This window comes from Streptomyces ureilyticus, assembly GCF_011045025.1.
GTDB classification, from domain to species: Bacteria; Actinomycetota; Actinomycetes; order Streptomycetales; family Streptomycetaceae; genus Streptomyces; species Streptomyces ureilyticus.
Genome location: NZ_JAAKZX010000006.1, coordinates 1 through 15811, shown reverse-complemented (window position 1 = coordinate 15811; position 15811 = coordinate 1). Strand labels below are relative to the sequence as shown.

The 15811-nt window shown below is 69.8% G+C and carries 13 protein-coding genes and 1 pseudogene; 5 read left to right on the top strand and 9 right to left on the bottom strand.

Annotation, left to right across the window (positions count from 1 at the left end):
• Nucleotides 1–72: 72 nt before the first annotated feature.
• Entirely contained in the window at nt 73–990 is a 918-nt protein-coding gene (locus G6048_RS02985) for an AraC-like ligand-binding domain-containing protein (protein ID WP_235989436.1), read from the bottom strand.
• Nucleotides 991–1281: 291 nt separating this feature from the next.
• On the opposite strand from G6048_RS02985, the gene G6048_RS02980 reads away from it, so the two are divergent.
• Nucleotides 1282–1605, top strand: a complete 324-nt coding sequence (locus G6048_RS02980; RefSeq protein ID WP_165337829.1) for a hypothetical protein — start codon at nt 1282–1284, stop codon at nt 1603–1605.
• Between the two features lie 87 nt (nt 1606–1692).
• Here G6048_RS02980 and G6048_RS02975 read toward each other — a convergent pair whose 3' ends face one another.
• Entirely contained in the window at nt 1693–2178 is a 486-nt protein-coding gene (locus tag G6048_RS02975) for a hypothetical protein (RefSeq protein ID WP_165337828.1), read from the bottom strand.
• Between the two features lie 87 nt (nt 2179–2265).
• Nucleotides 2266–3267: an ArsR/SmtB family transcription factor gene (locus tag G6048_RS02970; protein ID WP_165337827.1), complete on the bottom strand. Its 1002-nt coding sequence runs from the start codon at nt 3265–3267 to the stop codon at nt 2266–2268.
• A 286-nt stretch (nt 3268–3553) separates the two neighbouring features.
• Between G6048_RS02970 and G6048_RS02965 the strand changes: the two genes are divergently transcribed.
• From G6048_RS02965 to G6048_RS02955, 3 genes are all read left to right on the top strand, one after another.
• Nucleotides 3554–4267, top strand: coding sequence for an SRPBCC family protein (locus tag G6048_RS02965; protein WP_206341097.1), 714 nt, complete (start codon nt 3554–3556; stop codon nt 4265–4267).
• 244 nt (nt 4268–4511) lie between these two features.
• Nucleotides 4512–4649 carry a hypothetical protein gene (locus G6048_RS02960; RefSeq protein WP_165337826.1) on the top strand — a complete coding sequence of 46 codons (138 nt, stop codon included), beginning with the start codon at nt 4512–4514 and terminating at the stop codon, nt 4647–4649.
• 94 nt (nt 4650–4743) lie between these two features.
• Nucleotides 4744–5031, top strand: coding sequence for a putative quinol monooxygenase (locus G6048_RS02955; protein ID WP_165337825.1), 288 nt, complete (start codon nt 4744–4746; stop codon nt 5029–5031).
• Nucleotides 5032–5739: 708 nt separating this feature from the next.
• Here the strand turns inward: G6048_RS02955 and G6048_RS02950 are convergent.
• The gene (locus tag G6048_RS02950) at nt 5740–7455 is read right to left on the bottom strand and encodes an ABC transporter ATP-binding protein (protein WP_165337824.1); all 1716 of its coding nucleotides are present in this window, start codon (nt 7453–7455) and stop codon (nt 5740–5742) included.
• Nucleotides 7452–9257, bottom strand: a complete 1806-nt coding sequence (locus tag G6048_RS02945) for an ABC transporter ATP-binding protein (RefSeq protein ID WP_165337823.1) — start codon at nt 9255–9257, stop codon at nt 7452–7454. The genes G6048_RS02950 and G6048_RS02945 overlap by 4 nt, the downstream gene beginning before the upstream one ends.
• 77 nt (nt 9258–9334) lie before the next feature.
• Between G6048_RS02945 and G6048_RS02940 the strand changes: the two genes are divergently transcribed.
• Nucleotides 9335–10195 carry a helix-turn-helix domain-containing protein gene (locus G6048_RS02940; RefSeq protein ID WP_165337822.1) on the top strand — a complete coding sequence of 287 codons (861 nt, stop codon included), beginning with the start codon at nt 9335–9337 and terminating at the stop codon, nt 10193–10195.
• A 420-nt stretch (nt 10196–10615) separates the two neighbouring features.
• On the opposite strand, the gene G6048_RS02935 is transcribed toward G6048_RS02940, so the two are convergent.
• From G6048_RS02935 to G6048_RS48555, 4 genes and pseudogenes are all read right to left on the bottom strand, one after another.
• Nucleotides 10616–12028, bottom strand: a complete 1413-nt coding sequence (locus G6048_RS02935) for a family 2B encapsulin nanocompartment shell protein (RefSeq protein WP_165337821.1) — start codon at nt 12026–12028, stop codon at nt 10616–10618.
• A gap of 156 nt (nt 12029–12184) precedes the next feature.
• A complete protein-coding gene (locus G6048_RS02930; RefSeq protein ID WP_165337820.1) occupies nt 12185–14521 on the bottom strand; it encodes a family 2 encapsulin nanocompartment cargo protein terpene cyclase in 2337 nt (778 codons plus the stop codon).
• A 106-nt stretch (nt 14522–14627) separates the two neighbouring features.
• The gene (locus G6048_RS02925) at nt 14628–15401 is read right to left on the bottom strand and encodes a bestrophin-like domain (RefSeq protein WP_165337819.1); all 774 of its coding nucleotides are present in this window, start codon (nt 15399–15401) and stop codon (nt 14628–14630) included.
• A gap of 108 nt (nt 15402–15509) precedes the next feature.
• Nucleotides 15510–15811, bottom strand: a pseudogene (locus G6048_RS48555) (hypothetical protein); the annotation flags it as partial.

The window sequence follows — 15811 nt, the reverse complement described above, 5'->3', positions numbered from 1 at the left end:
TGGCGAATTCCTGTGGTCATTCATGGTTCCGTCCCGCCGCGTGTAAGTCCTCGGCACGGCGTGCACAGGTACTTAACCCTGCTTGCACACCGACGAACTGAGCGCCGCTCGGCGGTGGTCCCGGGGTGGCACGCCGTATGCGGTACGGAAGGCGCGGCTGAAGTCGGCCGGGTGGGTGAATCCCCAGCGATTGGCGATGGTCTGGATGGCGGTGGCGCACTGCGTGGGGTCGGCGAGGTCGGCGCGGCACCGCTCCAGGCGTTGGGAGCGAATCCACGCGGCCACGGTGTGCCCCTGCTGCTCGAAGAGGCGGTACAGGTATCTGAGCGAGATGTGATGGGCCGCTGCGATCATGGCCGGGCTGAGTTCCGGGTCAGCCAGGTGCTGCTGGATGAACGCCTGAACGCGCAGAAGCAGGGCGCGCGGGCGGCTCTCGGGCGGCACGGGGCTGTCGGCTTCGAGTTCGTGGGCGAGCAGCGCGGTGACCAGGTCGAGCAGGACCATGCTCAGACGGGAGGCATCGGCCGGCCGATAGGTATCTGTCTCTTTGATGAAGCGGGTGAGGAGGTCGGCGAGCATGGCCCCGACTCCCGCACGCCCGGAGAGGCACCGGGCCACCAACTCGTCGACCCTGGTCTCCGGGAGCGGCAGAACCGCCCGCGGGAAGCGGACGACGACCGCGTCGACCCTGCCACGGGTATTGGCTCCCTCGTAGGGCCGCGAGGTGTTGAGGAGCGCGAACTGCCGAAAGCCGATCGTGGACTCCCGGTTCGCCTGGGACAGGTCCGTCTCTCCGGTCAAGTTCAACCGCAGGTGGTACAGCTCCGGATCCGATCGCCGGATGTGCCTTGGTGTTCGGTAGGCCCGTATGGACGGAATGGACGTATGAGAGACGTCGACAGCGTCGAGGAGCACGCTGCCTGCGGCTGCGCGGAAGTCGTCCTCGTGGTCGCAGCGGATCTCCATGGGCACCGACCCTTGGTCGGACATCACACGCCACGCCTCGAACCGCTCCGCCGACGGTAGGTCATCGGTCCGGAATAGTGTCCTGATCATCATTTCCCCCGTGCTGTGTGTCAGCTTGGACAGGCCGTACGAAGATCGAATAAATGACCGCTGAACGTGCGTATCCCCCCCCACCGCCCCAGCCCGCTGAGACAGGACACCGGGTGATCGTGAGGATCTTGAGGTGTCGGGCATGGCGGCAAAGCGCTTCCCGTACCGCGTGCTCGGAGAGCCGGAGCCGTTATCTCCGGGAATCCCTACTGGCTGCTGCCGACCGTGCTCGGGCTCGCCGGGGACGGGGCACGGGAGTACCTGCCGGGGCGGCTGAAGGAGCACAAGGTCGGTATCGATGGCGGCTACGAGGTCGTCGACGCGGCCGAACTGCCTGACATCGTCGGACTGACGGAGATCCCCTGGGTCTGCGCGGACGTTCCGGACCGGCCAGGACTCGGCGGAGGATGTCGCAGCGTTCGCGGCGGAACTCCTGAACGCCGGTTTCTCCATGACCGTACGTCCGAAGCGCTGATCCCGGGCGCGGTGCTGTGGCGCAGCACCCCGACCGCGGACGACGGGCGGCTGGATCCGGACACCACCGTCTGACTGGCCTGACACCGTGCTGGCGTACTGGCGGTCGCGAAGGTGGAGCAGCGGTGGAACGTGCGAGCCGCCGGTACGCGGTGAGCGGGGTCAGCAGTTACGGACGTACCAGACCGGGTCCCAGTTCTGGTCGATGTTGTGGGACCCCTCCGGGGTGAAGCGTCTGAGCTCCCCCATGTTCTGGTCGTAGAAGTACGAGGTGACACCGCCCGTCTGAGCGTCGTAGAAGTTGCCCCAGCCCTGCCAGTAGTGCAGCGCGTACAACTGGCAGGTGTAGAGGAAGAACACCTTGTAGTCCACCGTCGTCGGATCCCAGACGACGAGGCAGAGGTTTCCGCTGGGGCACGTGTAGTCGTCGCCGGGCCGGCCGTGCTCCGTGCGGACGGCCGGCGTGATCGTCGGGGACACCGCGGCTGCCGACAGCGTCGACGCGGGCGCCGCCGGCAGCGTCAGGACCTGGTTCAGGTCACGGTCCGGCGGAACCGCCGCCTGTGCGGGACCGGCCGCGAACACTGCCACCAGTGCCAGCAACAGGGCGCCGAAGACGCCGAGAAGGGAACGTTGTTTGTTGCACATGCCGTCAAACCCCCTGCCAGAACGCTGCGTTGACCTCCCCACGCTGTTGCCGGAAACGTCCCCGGCGCCACAGGTTGAAGCTCTGCCTTAAACGGAAGCCGGGGCGCCGTTGAGAAGGGCCAGGCCGACGGGGGTAATGGTGTGCAGGACGTACTTGCTGCGGCGGACGCTCAGCAGCAGTCCCGCCCGGCGGAGTACGGCGGTGTGCTGGCTGGCTGCCGCGCCGGAGATGCCGAAGCGCTGAGCGAGTTCGCCGGTCGTGCGGCCGGTGACGACGTCCGCAAGGATCGCGGCGCGGGTCCGGCCGAGCAGCGCGCCGAGTTCCGCGCCGTGGGCGGGGGTGCCGGGGTGGGCCCAGCCGGGAGTGTGCTGGATGGGGTAGACAAGGACTGGGGTGCGGTCGGCGGCGGGGTGCGCGAGCATGACGGGTCTTCGACGGCAGAAGAAGGAGGGTTGTAACACCAAGCCCCTTCCTCCCAGGCGGAGTTCACGGTCGACAGGGTAATCCGCCTCCAACACCGGCGGATTCCAGCGCAGGACCGGGCTGAAGTCGGCCAGCAGCCCCTCGGTGCCGCCCGCCAGTACCACGCGGGCGCGCATCGAGTGGTCGGCGTCGACCTGGGCCCGGACGTGCCGCCAGACGGGGGCGAGCATGCGCCGGTGGTAGTCGTGCAGGGCGGTACCCAGGCGGCGCAGGTCCTCGGGCGCGCCGTCGGCCAAGGCGCGAACCTCGGTGGGCAGCGGCGAGCGGGAGCGCCTGGGAGACGCGGCGAGCAGGGCGAGGTCGGCGCTGAGAGCGGAGCGCGGGGTGCGGAGCACAGTGTCGACCGCGAAGTCCAGGTCGGTCGCGCCGGCCAGGTTCGGGGTGAGGAAGTCGGGAGAGTAGCCGTGGGGCGGCAGCAGCGCGCCGAGCAGACCGTCCGCCGGGCCGAGGCGGGGCCTGACGAGCCGCCGCCACTGCCCGAACACCGGGCCGCTGTCCTCGCTGATCAGGACCTGGAAGCTGTTGGTGATCTCCCAGAGGGGGTCGGGGGTGGCGGCGACGCGGACACGCGCAACGTCTTCGTTGGTGAAGTGAACCCGCAGCATGGAGGGTCTCCGATGGTGGGAGGTCATCGGGTGGCTGACGTGGATGGTGGTGCCTCACGACGGTGACCGAGACCAGTGGTGCGGGCAAGGCCGCATTCGGTCACTTGTTCCCAAACCGGATTCCCCGTCCGTCGACGACGACGGCGTCTTACGTCAGCGGCTGGCGCGCTGAACACGGCGGATAGCGCCGCCCTTCCACACCACAGCACCGCAGGGGGCCGCGCCCACGACGTCGCTGGCCGGCCCCCTACCTCACCCATACCTGAACCAGGAGAAAGGCACCTCTGTGCTCACCTTCACCCTCGGCAGCGGACCGGCCCTCGAGGCGACCGAATTCGCCGACTTCGACACCGGCCAAGCCGTCTACGCCATCACCGGCATCGGCGCCTTCACCCTCGGCTGGGACCCCGACCACCACCCCGAAGCCGACCAGGACCCGATGGAGGAAATCCTCCATGTCGCCTACGGCACCGGGCCGCACGGCTTCACCATGGACGAGGCCCCGGTCCTGACGGCGTCAGGCTCGCCGGCACCGAGTCCTTCGCCCGCACCGCCCTTCCAGCTGCTCGCCGACCGGGCACACCTGCCGAAGTGGCTGCGGGGCCTGGTGCTGCACGAGCCGCTGAGTGGGGTGCACGGGCAGGTCGGTACCAAGTCGCGGGTCGTGATGCAGATGGGGCGGCAGAAGATCGAGTGCACCGAGACCATCACGCACCGGGATCCTGCAGACCTGCGCGAGATCCCGATAGGGAACGTCGTTCACTTCGACCGCGAGATCGTCGGCGAGGGCATGTGGAGCGCCGTGCGCGACCGGCTGACCGAAGCCGGTCCGGAGAAGACGCTCTGGGTGAGCGAGAGCGAGTACCGGTTCAGCGGCGTGCTGATGCGGGTGGTAGGGGTCCTGATGCCCGGTGCCTTCCGCAAGCAGTCGCAACAGCACATGCAGGACTTCAAGGCGTTCGCCGAGCTGGGAAAGGGCGTCCGCGAAGCGAAGGACTGATCTGCTTGCGGACGGCGGTCGTCGACGACAAATCCCGATTCGGGAGCGCGTCAGCGGTTCAGAAAAATGGCCGGATCAGAACGGGGCGACGCTCCTCAAATACGAGGACGAATCAGGCACCCCTGCGTTCCCCAGAAGTCGACCGCGGATGCCCCTCGCTTCGGGAGGGGTCCCGGCGGCGCCTGGGATGCTCGCCCGCATGATGACACGTCGAAAGTCCGCAATCGGTCTTGTCGTTTGCCTCGTGATCGTGCAGATGGCGAACATGCCGGCCAGCACGCTTCAGCCTTCGGCGCTCTGGAGTGACCTCGGCCTGATCGGCGCCATCGTCTTCCTCGTCCTGCTGTGCGTCGGCCCGAGAAAGAAGCGGGAAGGAGAATGACGCATCCATCCATCGCCGCTCCCACAGATGAGTTCGGCACTGTTCGACGGTCATACTCCGCGACAGCCGGCCGAACCCAGCAGAGGAGCAGCACATGGTCATCGTCGCGGGACACATCGTCGTCGCCCCGGACCAGCGCGGACCATATCTCGCGAACTGCGTGAGCGTTGTTGAACAGGCCCGCCGCAGCCCCGGCTGCCTCGACTTCACCATCGCCGCTGGTCTGGTGGATGCCGGTCGCATCAACATCTTCGAGCGCTGGGAGTCGCAGGCGGCAGTCGAGGCGTTCCGAGGTAGCGGCCCCGGCGACGAGCAGAGCGCTGCGATGCTCACCGCCTCGGTGGCCGAGTACGACGTCGGGAACGTGCGCGCGCTGACCTGAAGAAGTCGAGGCGCCAACGAGCACTCCCCGTCGGCGCCCCGACAGGCGGGAAAATGATCGCCAGCTTTGCACAAGAGGCCTGCTTTTGTTGAGAGTTCACACGTCGAAGACAGCAACTCGACAGGAACCTCCACAGTCATCGGGGATGCCCCGGACGGCTTCGCCGCCCAGGAGCGAGAACGTCTCCGAGGAACTGGGCAGTGCGGTCCGTCACTCCGTACGAGTCGAAGGTCTGACGAGCCGCCACCCGCACCTCACTACGACCACTCGTCGGCTCCCCCGGGCAATCCGTGCCCTCGGCCCCGAGTCACGGCGATACGCCGCGCACGACAGCGATCACTGCCTGGCCCGGTGACCCTGTGGGGCCGATGGACCGTGGGAGCCGTGCTGGCCTCCATGCCGGCGGGCATCGTCGGCTACCTGTGAATGATCACCATGCTCGGGAGGGGCTGGAGGCGCTCTGCGCCACCTGGGCTACGCTCCTGCTGCGCCACTTGATCGGACAACGCGGGAGGCGTAAGCCCGCACCTCCAACAGCAGGTCAGGGGCACCTGCCGTCCTGATGGACGGCAGGGCCGCTGCCCGGTGATCTCCGTGGCCCGATCTCCGCTGAAGGATCCCGAGGGCTTCCTCGTCGGCCGTTGCGTCGTCTTCTCCGCCTTCCCACCGAGGCCCCGCACGGCCGGGGCGACAACCCGCACGGCCGTCTCAGTCCCGCACCGCCCCGGCCAGGGACAGGTCCCAGTACGCGGCGTACCGTCCGGCGCGGCGCAGCAACTCCTCGTGGCTGCCCTGTTCGACCACCCGCCCGGCGTCCAGGAAGGCGACGCGGTCGGCCCGGTGCACGGTCCCCATGCGGTGTGCCACCAGCACCACGGTCCGGCCCGCCATCAGCTCCTCGATGCCGGCGTGCACGGCCGCCTCGTTCACCGGGTCCAGGGCCGAAGTGACCTCGTCGAGCAGCACGATCGGCGCGTTCTTCAGCAGCGCGCGGGCGATGGAGACGCGCTGCCGCTCGCCGCCCGACAGCAGCGCCCCGCCCTCGCCCACGTCCGTCGACCAGCCGCCGGGCAGCCGCTCGATCACCTCGTCGAGACGGGCCGCGGCGGCCGCGGCCCGTACCTCGGTGTCGGTGGCGTCCGGGCGGCCGAGGCGCACGTTCTCCTCGATCGTGGCGTCGAAGAGGTAGACGTCCTGGAAGACGATGGCGATCCGCGCCATCAGCGCCGCGGTGTCCATCTCCCGTACGTCCACGCCGCCGATCCGCACCGCGCCCGCGTCGACGTCGTAGAAGCGGGCGAGCAGGTGCAGCAGCGTCGTCTTGCCCGCGCCCGACGGCCCGACGACGGCGAGCCGCCGGCCCTCGGGTACGGACAGCGTGACCCCGTCGGCGACCGCGCGGTCGCCGTGCCGGAAGGTGACCGCGTCGAACGCGATGTCGTGACCGGCCGGTTCGCGCGGCGCGCGAGGCTCCGGCAGCGGCTTGGTGTTCAGGACGTCGTCGAGGCGGGTGAGTTCGGCGCGGGCGGCGCGGATGCCGCCGCTCATCTCGGCGAGGGACAGCAGCGGGTCGGCGCAGCGGGCGGCGAGCACCAGGACTGCGAGCACCTCGGCCGCGCCGATGTCCCCGCCGAGGGCGAGGTACGCGCCGAGTGCGAGCAGCGCGGTGAACACCGCCTGCACGGTGACCGCGAGACCCAGCACACCTGGCAGCGCCGAAAGGGTGGAGCGACGCGAGGCGCGGCGCAGTTCCTTCAGGGAGTCGTCCAGCAAACCGAATCGCTCGCCGGTGCGGCCGCCGGCGCGCAGCACCGGCTGGGCCTGGAGGTACTCGATGACGCGGCCGGTGGCCGCGCGCTCGCGTTCCACACGCTCCGCGTCGGTCGCCGTCGTCGCGCGGGCCGTACGCAGCTGGACCGCGGCTACCAACGGCACGGCGGCCAGGCCGGCAAGCCCCAGCTGCCAGTTGAAGGCGAGCATCACGGCGACGATCGTCAGCGGCGTCACACAGGCGGAGATGAAGGGCGCCAGCAGGTGCGCGATCACGCTCATCGCCTGCAACACGCCCTGGCTCGCGAGGACGGACACCTCGCCGGTGCGGCCGGGTTGATACCAGCCGATGGGCAACCGGGCGAGGTGTTCGCCGAGGCGCTCGTACATGCCGTGCAGCATCGTCGTGCCCACGCGGAAACCGGAGCGGTCGCTGACGTACCGCAGCACCGCGTAGACCGCGACCGCCGCGCCGAAGGCGGCCAGCCAGGGCCGGGCGTCCTCGGGTGTGCTGCCGAAGAGGGCGCGCAGCACGGGCACCAGCAGGGCGTACGACAGTCCCTCGGCGAGGGCGGTCGCCGTCATCAGGGCGACGGTGCGGCGCACCGGCCCGGCGTACTCGTGGCCGAGCACACGCAGCAGTGTGCTGATCATCGGGCCTCTTCCCCTTCCATGGCATCGGCTTCCGCGGCACGGGCTTCCATGGCACCGGCGTGGATCTTCCAGAATTCGGCGAACGCGCCGTTCCGCGCGAGGAGTTCCGCGGTCGTGCCCCGCTCCACGATCTCGCCGTCGCGCAGCATCACGACGGTGTCGGCGTCGGCGATCGTCTCCAAGCGGTGGGCGATGACCAGCGTCGTCCGCTTCTCCCGGGTCTGCGCCAGCGCCTCGCGCACCGCCTGCTCGGTCTGCGGGTCGGCGAAGGCGGTGGCCTCATCGAGGACCAGGACGGGGGCGTCGGCGAGCAGGGCGCGGGCGATCGAGATGCGCTGCGCCTCGCCGCCGGAGAGGCGGGCGTCCTCGCCGATCACCGAGTCGTAGCCGCGGGGCAGTTCGAGAACGCGGTCGTGGATGCTCGCCCGGCGGGCGGCGCGGACAACGGCGTCGCGGTCGGCGTGCGGGACGGCGAGGGCGATGTTGTCCGCGACCGAGGCGCGCAGCAGCCGGACGTCCTGGAAGACGAAGGACACCCGCCGGTACAGCTCCTGGTTGCCCACCTCACGCAGGTCGACGCCGCCGAGGAGCACGGAGCCGTGCGTCGGGTCGTAGAACCGCGGCAGCAGCTGCACCAGCGTGGACTTGCCGCTGCCGGACGGCCCGACCACGGCCGTGATCGTCCCCGGCTCCAGCACCAGGTCGATCCCGCGCAGCACCTCGCGCCCGGCCCCGGCCCCCTCGTACCCGAAGCGGACGTCCCGCAGCTCCACCCGGTGTCCCTCGGGCGCCACCGGCCGTACGGGCTCGGGCAGCGAGGGCTCGGCGAGTACGTCCCGGATGCGGCCTACGGCGCGCCGCGCGGCCTGCAGGTCGTCGAAGCCGTGCCCGAGCGCGGCCACGGGCGCGGTCAGCCCGAGGCCGAGAAGTATGAAAGGCAGCAGGTCCGCCGGGGCGAGCCCGCCTCCGGTGATCCGGTACGCGCCGCCGACCAGCACCGCCAGCAGCACGAACGGCGGCGACAGCGCCACCTGCATCCCGGCGGCGATCCTGGAGAGACCGCGCACCATCCGGTAGAAGCTCCGGGTGAAGTCGCCCACCGCGGTACGGAACGTGCCGTGCGCCCGCTCCGACCCGCCGAACGCCTTCACCACCGCGATGCCCTGCACGAACTCGACCACCGACGCCGAGATCCGCCCCATCGCCGCGTCGAACTCCTTCTGCTCGCGCAGCCGCGCGGGGGTCATCATCAGCGGCACCAGCGCGACCGCCAGCAGCACGGGGATCAGCGTGATCAGCGTCAGCCGCCAGTCCACGGTGAGGAGGTAGCCGAGCGAGACCAGTGGCACCACGAAGGCGGAGACCAGCTCGCCCGGCGTGTGCGCGATGAGCGGGTGCACGGCGCTGACGTCCTCGCCCACCAGCTTCGCCAGCTCCCCGGTCCGCCGCCGCGCCAGCCGGCCGATCGGCACCCGCCCGAGCCGCGCGGCGAGTTGCCTGCGCAGCGACAGCTGCACCCGGGTGTCGAGGAGGTGTCCGACGCCGGACGAGGCGGCCGTGAACAGCAGCCGTACGAGCAGCCCTGCCGCGCCCGCGAGCACGACGTTGCGCACGTGCCCGTCGTCGGCCGGCCCCGGCGCCAGCAGCGTACGGCCGAGCTCGACGACCGCGAGCAGCGGCGCCAGGCCGGCGACAGCGCCGATGACCTGCAGGACGACGACGACGGCGAAGCCGCCCGCGTACGGGCGCAACAGACGGTCCACGCCCGGTGGTGGCGGCGCGGTGGTTCCGGTGGAAGTCATGCGCTCACCTTCGCCGCGGCTGCGGCCCGCTGGATTGAAGAAATGTTCCGTCCGGGCGGGCGCCGTAGCATGGACGCATGTCAACTGCCGTGCGCCAGCGCGTCATTGCCCCCGTATGGCAGGTCACGCGCCCGGCCCGGCCCGGCCGCGTACCCGGCGTCGTCCTGGCGGGGCTGCGCGACCGCGGCCCGGCTCCGGTCGACCACCGGCTCGACCCGCACCCCGTGCTGACGCTGGCGCTGGCATGCGGCGAGGCGGCGCTCGGCATCGACGAGCCGACGGGGCGGCAGCACCGCGGCAGCCTTGTCACCGGGCTCGGGTTCGGCGCCGGCGGTGCGGCGCGGGTGCGGGCCGCGAACGTCGAGTGGATGCAGGTACGCCTGTCCCCCGCCATCGCGCGCGCCGTGCTGGGCGTGGGCCCTGCTGAGCTGGAGAGCTCCGTGGTGGCCCTGGACGACCTGTGGGGAGAGCGGCGGACAGCCCGGCTGCGCGAGCAGCTGGCCCAGGCCGCCTCGTGGGAGGAACGTTTCGCACTCGTCGAAGCGTTCCTCGCCCGGCTGACCGCCACGGGGCCCGCCATCGAGCCGGAGCTGGCCTGGGCCTGGGACCGTATCGTCGCCGGGCACGGCCAGGTGCGGGTCGAGGGGCTGGCCGACGAGCTGGGCTGGAGCCGCAAGCGCCTGTGGTCCCGCTTCCACGCGCAGCTCGGCCTGCCGCCCAAGCGCGCCGTGAAGCTCGTCCGCTACGACTGGGCCGCCACCCGCCTGGCCGGGGGCCAGGAGGCGGCCAGGGTCGCGGCCGACTGCGGCTACGCCGACCAGTCGCACCTGCACCGGGACGTCGTGGCGTTCACCGGTGTGACACCCGCAACCGTGGCCGGCCAGTCGCTCGTCGATACGGCCGACATGGCGTGGGTGGACCACGTGCCGCGCCTCTAGGCCTGACCTAGGCACGATGGGGCAATGCCCCAGTCTCCCGTTTCGACGGGCCGCACCGGCCACCGCCGCCAACCGGCGGAGATACCCGGGGTGGACGAGTTCCCGGGCGGAGTACGGATGTACGGTCCCGTCATCGGCGCCGGACTGAAGTACTGCGCGGCCAGTGCGAGGCAGCCGTCCAAGCCCGCCCGGACACAGAGGTGGGTCCCCTCGGCAGGACCACCAAGGTGGAGGCAGCCCCCACCTCCAGAACTCGCTCCCTGGGAGGCGATCGCCCAACGCGTCCCCGCGGGTGAATGGCCGCGAGTGGCCGTAGCCGGCGTCGAGGGACCCGCTGGGGGTGCCGGACAGTCCTTGGACGATCCGCGATCGTCCAAGGACTGTCCGGTCCAGCTTCAGGTCTTGGCACTCGTACTTGTGTCAGCGCCAGTGGCCGATTTCGACGTTCTCCAGGACGCCCAGGGCGTCCGGCACCAGGACTGCCGCCGAATAGTAGGCCGTGACCAGGTACGAGATGATCGCCTGCTCGCTGATGCCCATGAAGCGAACGGACAGGCTCGGCTCGATCTCGTCCGGGATGCCGCTAGCCCTGAGTCCGATGACGCCCGCTTCCGACTCGCCCGTACGCATGCAGATGATCGATGTCGTACGGGCGTCGGAGACCGGGATCTTGTTGCAGGGGAAGATCGGCACACCGCGCCAGGCGGGCACCTGGTGGCCGTGCATGTCCACCGTGTCCGGGTAGAGACCCCGCTTGCTGCATTCCCGCCCGAACGCGGCGATCGCCCTGGGGTGGGCGAGGAACAGCTTGGATCCGCGGCGCCTGCTGAGCAGTTCGTCCATGTCGTCGGGGCTGGGCACACCGGCGTGTGGCTGTAGCCGCTGGTCGTACTCGCAGTTGTGGAGCAGGCCGAACTCGCGGTTGTTGATGAGTTCGTGCTCCTGGCGTTCCTTGAGCGCCTCCACGGTGAGCCGCAACTGCTGCTCCGTCTGGTTCATCGGCTGGTTGTAGAGGTCGGCGACCCTGGTGTGGATCCGCAGCACCGTCTGCGCGACGCTCAGTTCGTACTCGCGCGGGGCCGACTCGTAGTCCACGAATGTGTGCGGCAGCAGGGCCTCTCCGACGTGGCCGGCCGACAGGTCGATCGCGGCCTCCCCGTATTTGTTGGTGCGCTGCTCGGGAACGGACCGCACCTGCTCCAGGTGGGCGTGAAGCGATGCGGAACGGTCCGCCAGTGTCAGGACATCCTGCCGGGTGAGTGCGAGAACGGTGCAATGGGTCAGGGCACGTGCCGTGAATTCCCAGATGCCGTCGGAGGCGGTGAGGCATTGGTCGCCGAAGTAGGCCCCGTCGGCCAGGAGTCCGAGTACCGCGTCATCTCCGTAGGGCCCGGAGCCCACTTTCTCGACCTTGCCGTGCGCCAGCAGGAAGACCGTGTCCGCCTGGCTGCCGAAGGACGCGAGGACCTCCCCGGGCTCGTACTCCTGCTGCCGGCAGCGCCGCGCCAGTTCGCCGAGCACCTCGAGGTCGCCGTAGTCCCGCAGCGTCGGAAGCTCCCCCAACTCGGCCGGGATCACCTCCACCTGGTCCCCCGTCTTCACGAAGGTCACGCGCCCGTCCCCGACCGCATAGTTCAGGCGGCGGTTCACCCGGTAGGTTCCACCTTCCACCTGGACCCAGGGCAGCATCCGCAGCAGCCACCTGGAGGTGATCTCCTGCATCTGCGGGACGGACTTGGTGGTGGTGGCCAGGTTCCGCGCGGCCGACGTCGCCAGGCTCTGCTGGCTCCCGTCCTGCTCCGTGCGGTTCTCGCTGCCCGCCTCGACCGACATGTATTTCCCCCAAGCGTTTGTGATGGAGAATCAGTTTTTCGACAGCTTTTCGACGTGCTGGAAAAGCGTGACATTTGAAACTGGCGCTTTGCCATAACTCAAACGAGTGGGAATGAAATGCCACCGAACGGGCACCACCGAGCATTCCCCAGAGGGCTACTTCCGATTTGACGGGCTCTTTTCGGGCATGAAATTGCCCCCACATGACAAGGCCGGGATACGAGCCGCCGATGTGCCGAGACCTGTGGGACCGGTGGGCGGGCTGGTCCAGCCACCCACCGGGCGGCGCAGCTCGGCCTCCTCGTACCGGTGGCACTGCTGGTGCCAGATGAGGATTCCGGCGAGCCAGTGCTTGAGCTCCTGTGCGTACCCGGTGAGCGTGGCCCGTGTGTCGGAGTCGAGATTCAGCTGGTCGAACATCTCCGGCAGCTCGGTGGACACCACGCGTTCGAACTCCCGCATCCGTGAGGTCATCAGGTCGGCGACGATGCCGAGCGCTTCGGTGCGGCCGCAGCAGAAGAAGTCCTGGACGACGAGGACGGCGTTGTGGATCTCACCCTCGAACTCGATCTCCTTCTGGTACGAGTACAGGTCGTTGATCAGGGCCGCGTAGTCCGCCGCCGAGTTCTGCATCGCCTGGACGGGACGGCTCCGGTACGCCTCCGGCGGTACCGTGCGCCCGTGGGACAGGCGGCACAGGCTCATGGTGAGGTCCGCCCCGAAGGTCTTGCGCCGCATCTCGATGTAGTCGACCGGGTCGGGGATGCGGTTCTCCGCCGCGTTGCACAGTTCCCACACCCAGCTGCCGGTCATGTCCTCGATGGTGCCGCGGAACGCGCGGCGTGCGGCGGTCGTCATCGGGCCGGCCGTACGGGACCACAGGTCCGCGAGCCCGCGTTCCAGCGCGTTCGCCGGGGTGGGGACCGCCGTGGAGTCCACCGGCATGAACGCGGACAGCCGCTCGTTGCACAGCCTGGCGCCGGTGATGTCGGACCTGGGCCCGAACACGGCGGGGTAGTAGTCGTCGGCGTACGTTCCCCAGGCGAGCCAGCCCGTCGTCAGGTCCAGCTCTTCGGGGGAGGCGTCCGGATGGATGCCCGCCGAGCACAGGGCGAAGTCGAAGGCCCGCAGCTTGTGTTCGTCCCAGATGCCGGGACCGGGCACGCCGGGCAGCGGCTCCAGCATCCCCATCGTGTGGGCCCAGTCGACGACGTGCTCGCGTGAGTCGTCCAGATGAGGGCTCAGCTCTGTGGTGAACGGCATGTACAGCTCGGGGACGGGGACCGGCCCAACCCGCTGGAACGGCACATGGGTGTGGCTGCGCAGCCGCTTCGGCATCGTTGCCGCAACCGAGGCCGTGATGCGGGCCGCGGAGGTGCCCAGACCGGTCGGCCCGTGCAGGACATCCGCCAGGCCGCCCGCCAGACCGCCCGGGACGGCTGACGCGCTCGCCGTGACCGGTGAGCCTGCGGCCGTTGAGCCTGCGGTCGTTGAGCCCCCGGCCGCACCGTTCATATAGCGGCTGGAGCGCATGTGCCATTCGTGGCCGCCCGCCTGCCAGTCCTGGAGTCCCTTGACGTAGGCCAGGACGTCGGCGCAGGACTGCGGGGGCAGGCCGTGCTCGGCGAACAGCGGTGCCAGCTCGGTCAGCGCGGTGTGCTCGAACTGCTGCAGCCGAGAGGTGAGCAGCTCGTTGACGGCGTCGGCGGCCTGCTGGGTGTCGCAGCCCAGGAACCTCTCGAAGACCAGTACGCCGTTGGAGAGTTCACCCTCGTCCTCGATCTCCCGCTGGTAGGAGAACAGGTCGTTCCGCAGGTGCACCGCGTCGGAGAAGGCGTCCCGGAGCACGAGCATGGGACGGCAGGCCGCGATCGGCTCCGGCACCTCGGCGCCAGCGGCGTACTCGACGAGACCCGCGGACCAGGGGGCACCGCCCACCTTGCGCCGCATCTCGATGTACTCCAGCGGATTGGCGACACGGCCGTCGGAGATGTTGCGCAGCTCCCACAGGGATTCCTCGAGCAGGGCTTTCGTGCTCGTCGCGAAACGGCGGCCCCAGTCCTGGGACATGGCCGGCACGGTGCGGGCCCACAGGTCGGCCAGGCCGCGTTCGACCGCGCTCGCCGGCTCCGCGGGCGCACCCCCGGGCTCCATCGGCATGAAGGCCGGCAACCGGTCGAGGTAGGCGCGGGCTCCGGAAAGGTCCTGGCTGCGCTTGAAGCGCCGCAGGAAGTCGTCGTCGAAGAAGAACACCCACACGTACCACTCGGTGACCAAGGACAGCTCGGCGGCCGGGGCATCGGGATGGGTGTACGAGCACAGCAGGGCGTAGTCGTGGGAGTCGAAGTCACGGCTGTCCCAGACCTCCGATCCCTCGATCATCCCCATTCTGCGGGCCCAGGTCTTGGAGTCCTGCCGCACCGTCTCCAGGTGGGGGCTGAGCCGTGCCGGGTACGGCTCGTAGAAGTCCGGAAGTTTGAAGGGCTGTGACATGGTCTGCCTCTCGTTCCTCTCTGTGGAGGTGCTGCTTTCCGGATGCGTCGCTCTTCCGGACTTTCGGACGACGGGATGTCCGGGACGGCGTCGCCGTCGACGGCGGTCAGGGTGCGGCTGAGTCGACGGCGGGGAAGAGGTCGAGGAAGGGGCCGACCGCCGTGCCGGCGTCGCGGCTGAAGGGCGAGTCGAATTCCCAGATCAAGAAGAGCAGGAAGGCGATCAGGGCGCTGAACAGGCCGGCGAGCAGCAATTCCGGTGGCGAGGCGCGGATCTGCAGGGTGAAGATCATGCCGATCGTCACCAGCGCACCCGCGATGAGACCGAACCAGACCACGCCCGGCATCGCCCCACCCGCGCTGTCGCCCCGGGAACCCCGGGCGTCATCGGCAACGGCGACCTGGTCGACCATCGGCTGGTAGGCCCGGTCCTCCTGGTCGGTCCGCGGTTCGTAGCCGGCGACGTCCTTGCGTACCCGCGAGAACAGTTCGGTTCCCCGGTCGGACAGTTCGCCGTGATCGGCCATGACCTGCCACTCCTCGTCGACCACGTACCGCACGTAGGCGTCGATGTCCTTCTTGATGCGGTCCCGTACGGCCGCCGGGTAGGCCTGAGCACGTTCGTTGACCTCGTGCAGGGCCTGGGCCTCGGCGCGTACGTTGTCATGCGCGGCACTGCGCGCCTCCCAGCCACCGGCGATGGCGAGTCCGAGCACGATCGCGTAGACAACGCCGATCATCATGGTCATGTACTCGATGACGTCGGGGGTCTCGGTGGGATCGTCGTCGTCAGCGATACGCCGGTGCTTGAGCAGGGTGATGGCCAGGACCACCACGCAGGCCGAGGCCATCACCAGGGCCAGGACCAGCCATTGCGACATGGAGCCTCCGTAGAGCGGCAGGGTCGGTGGGGCTTGCAGCGGGGACCTGGTCCGGTCGCTGCGTGTCAACCTGTGGCGGTGGTGAGGGGGGCGGACCCGGGTGGGCGCCTAACGGCCGCGCCCGCCGCCCCCGGACGAGGAACGCGTGCGCAGGGCCGCCGCGGCCAGTACCGCCGGAGCGATGAGCACTAGGGCCAGGGTCATCAACGGGGTCCCGCCGCGTTTCGCTCTGCGCGGCGGGGCCTGGTACGTCCGGTGCTTGACCTGTTGCGGGGCCGGCGCCGCCCGCTCCGGCTGTTTCGGCTTCTGGCTCGGCGTACCGGCCGCCTTCGAGGGGTGCGGTCGGGTCGGCTCGGGAAGCACGGTCGGCGGAGCCACGGCCCTCGGTGGGGAGGGCGTGGGGGGCTGTC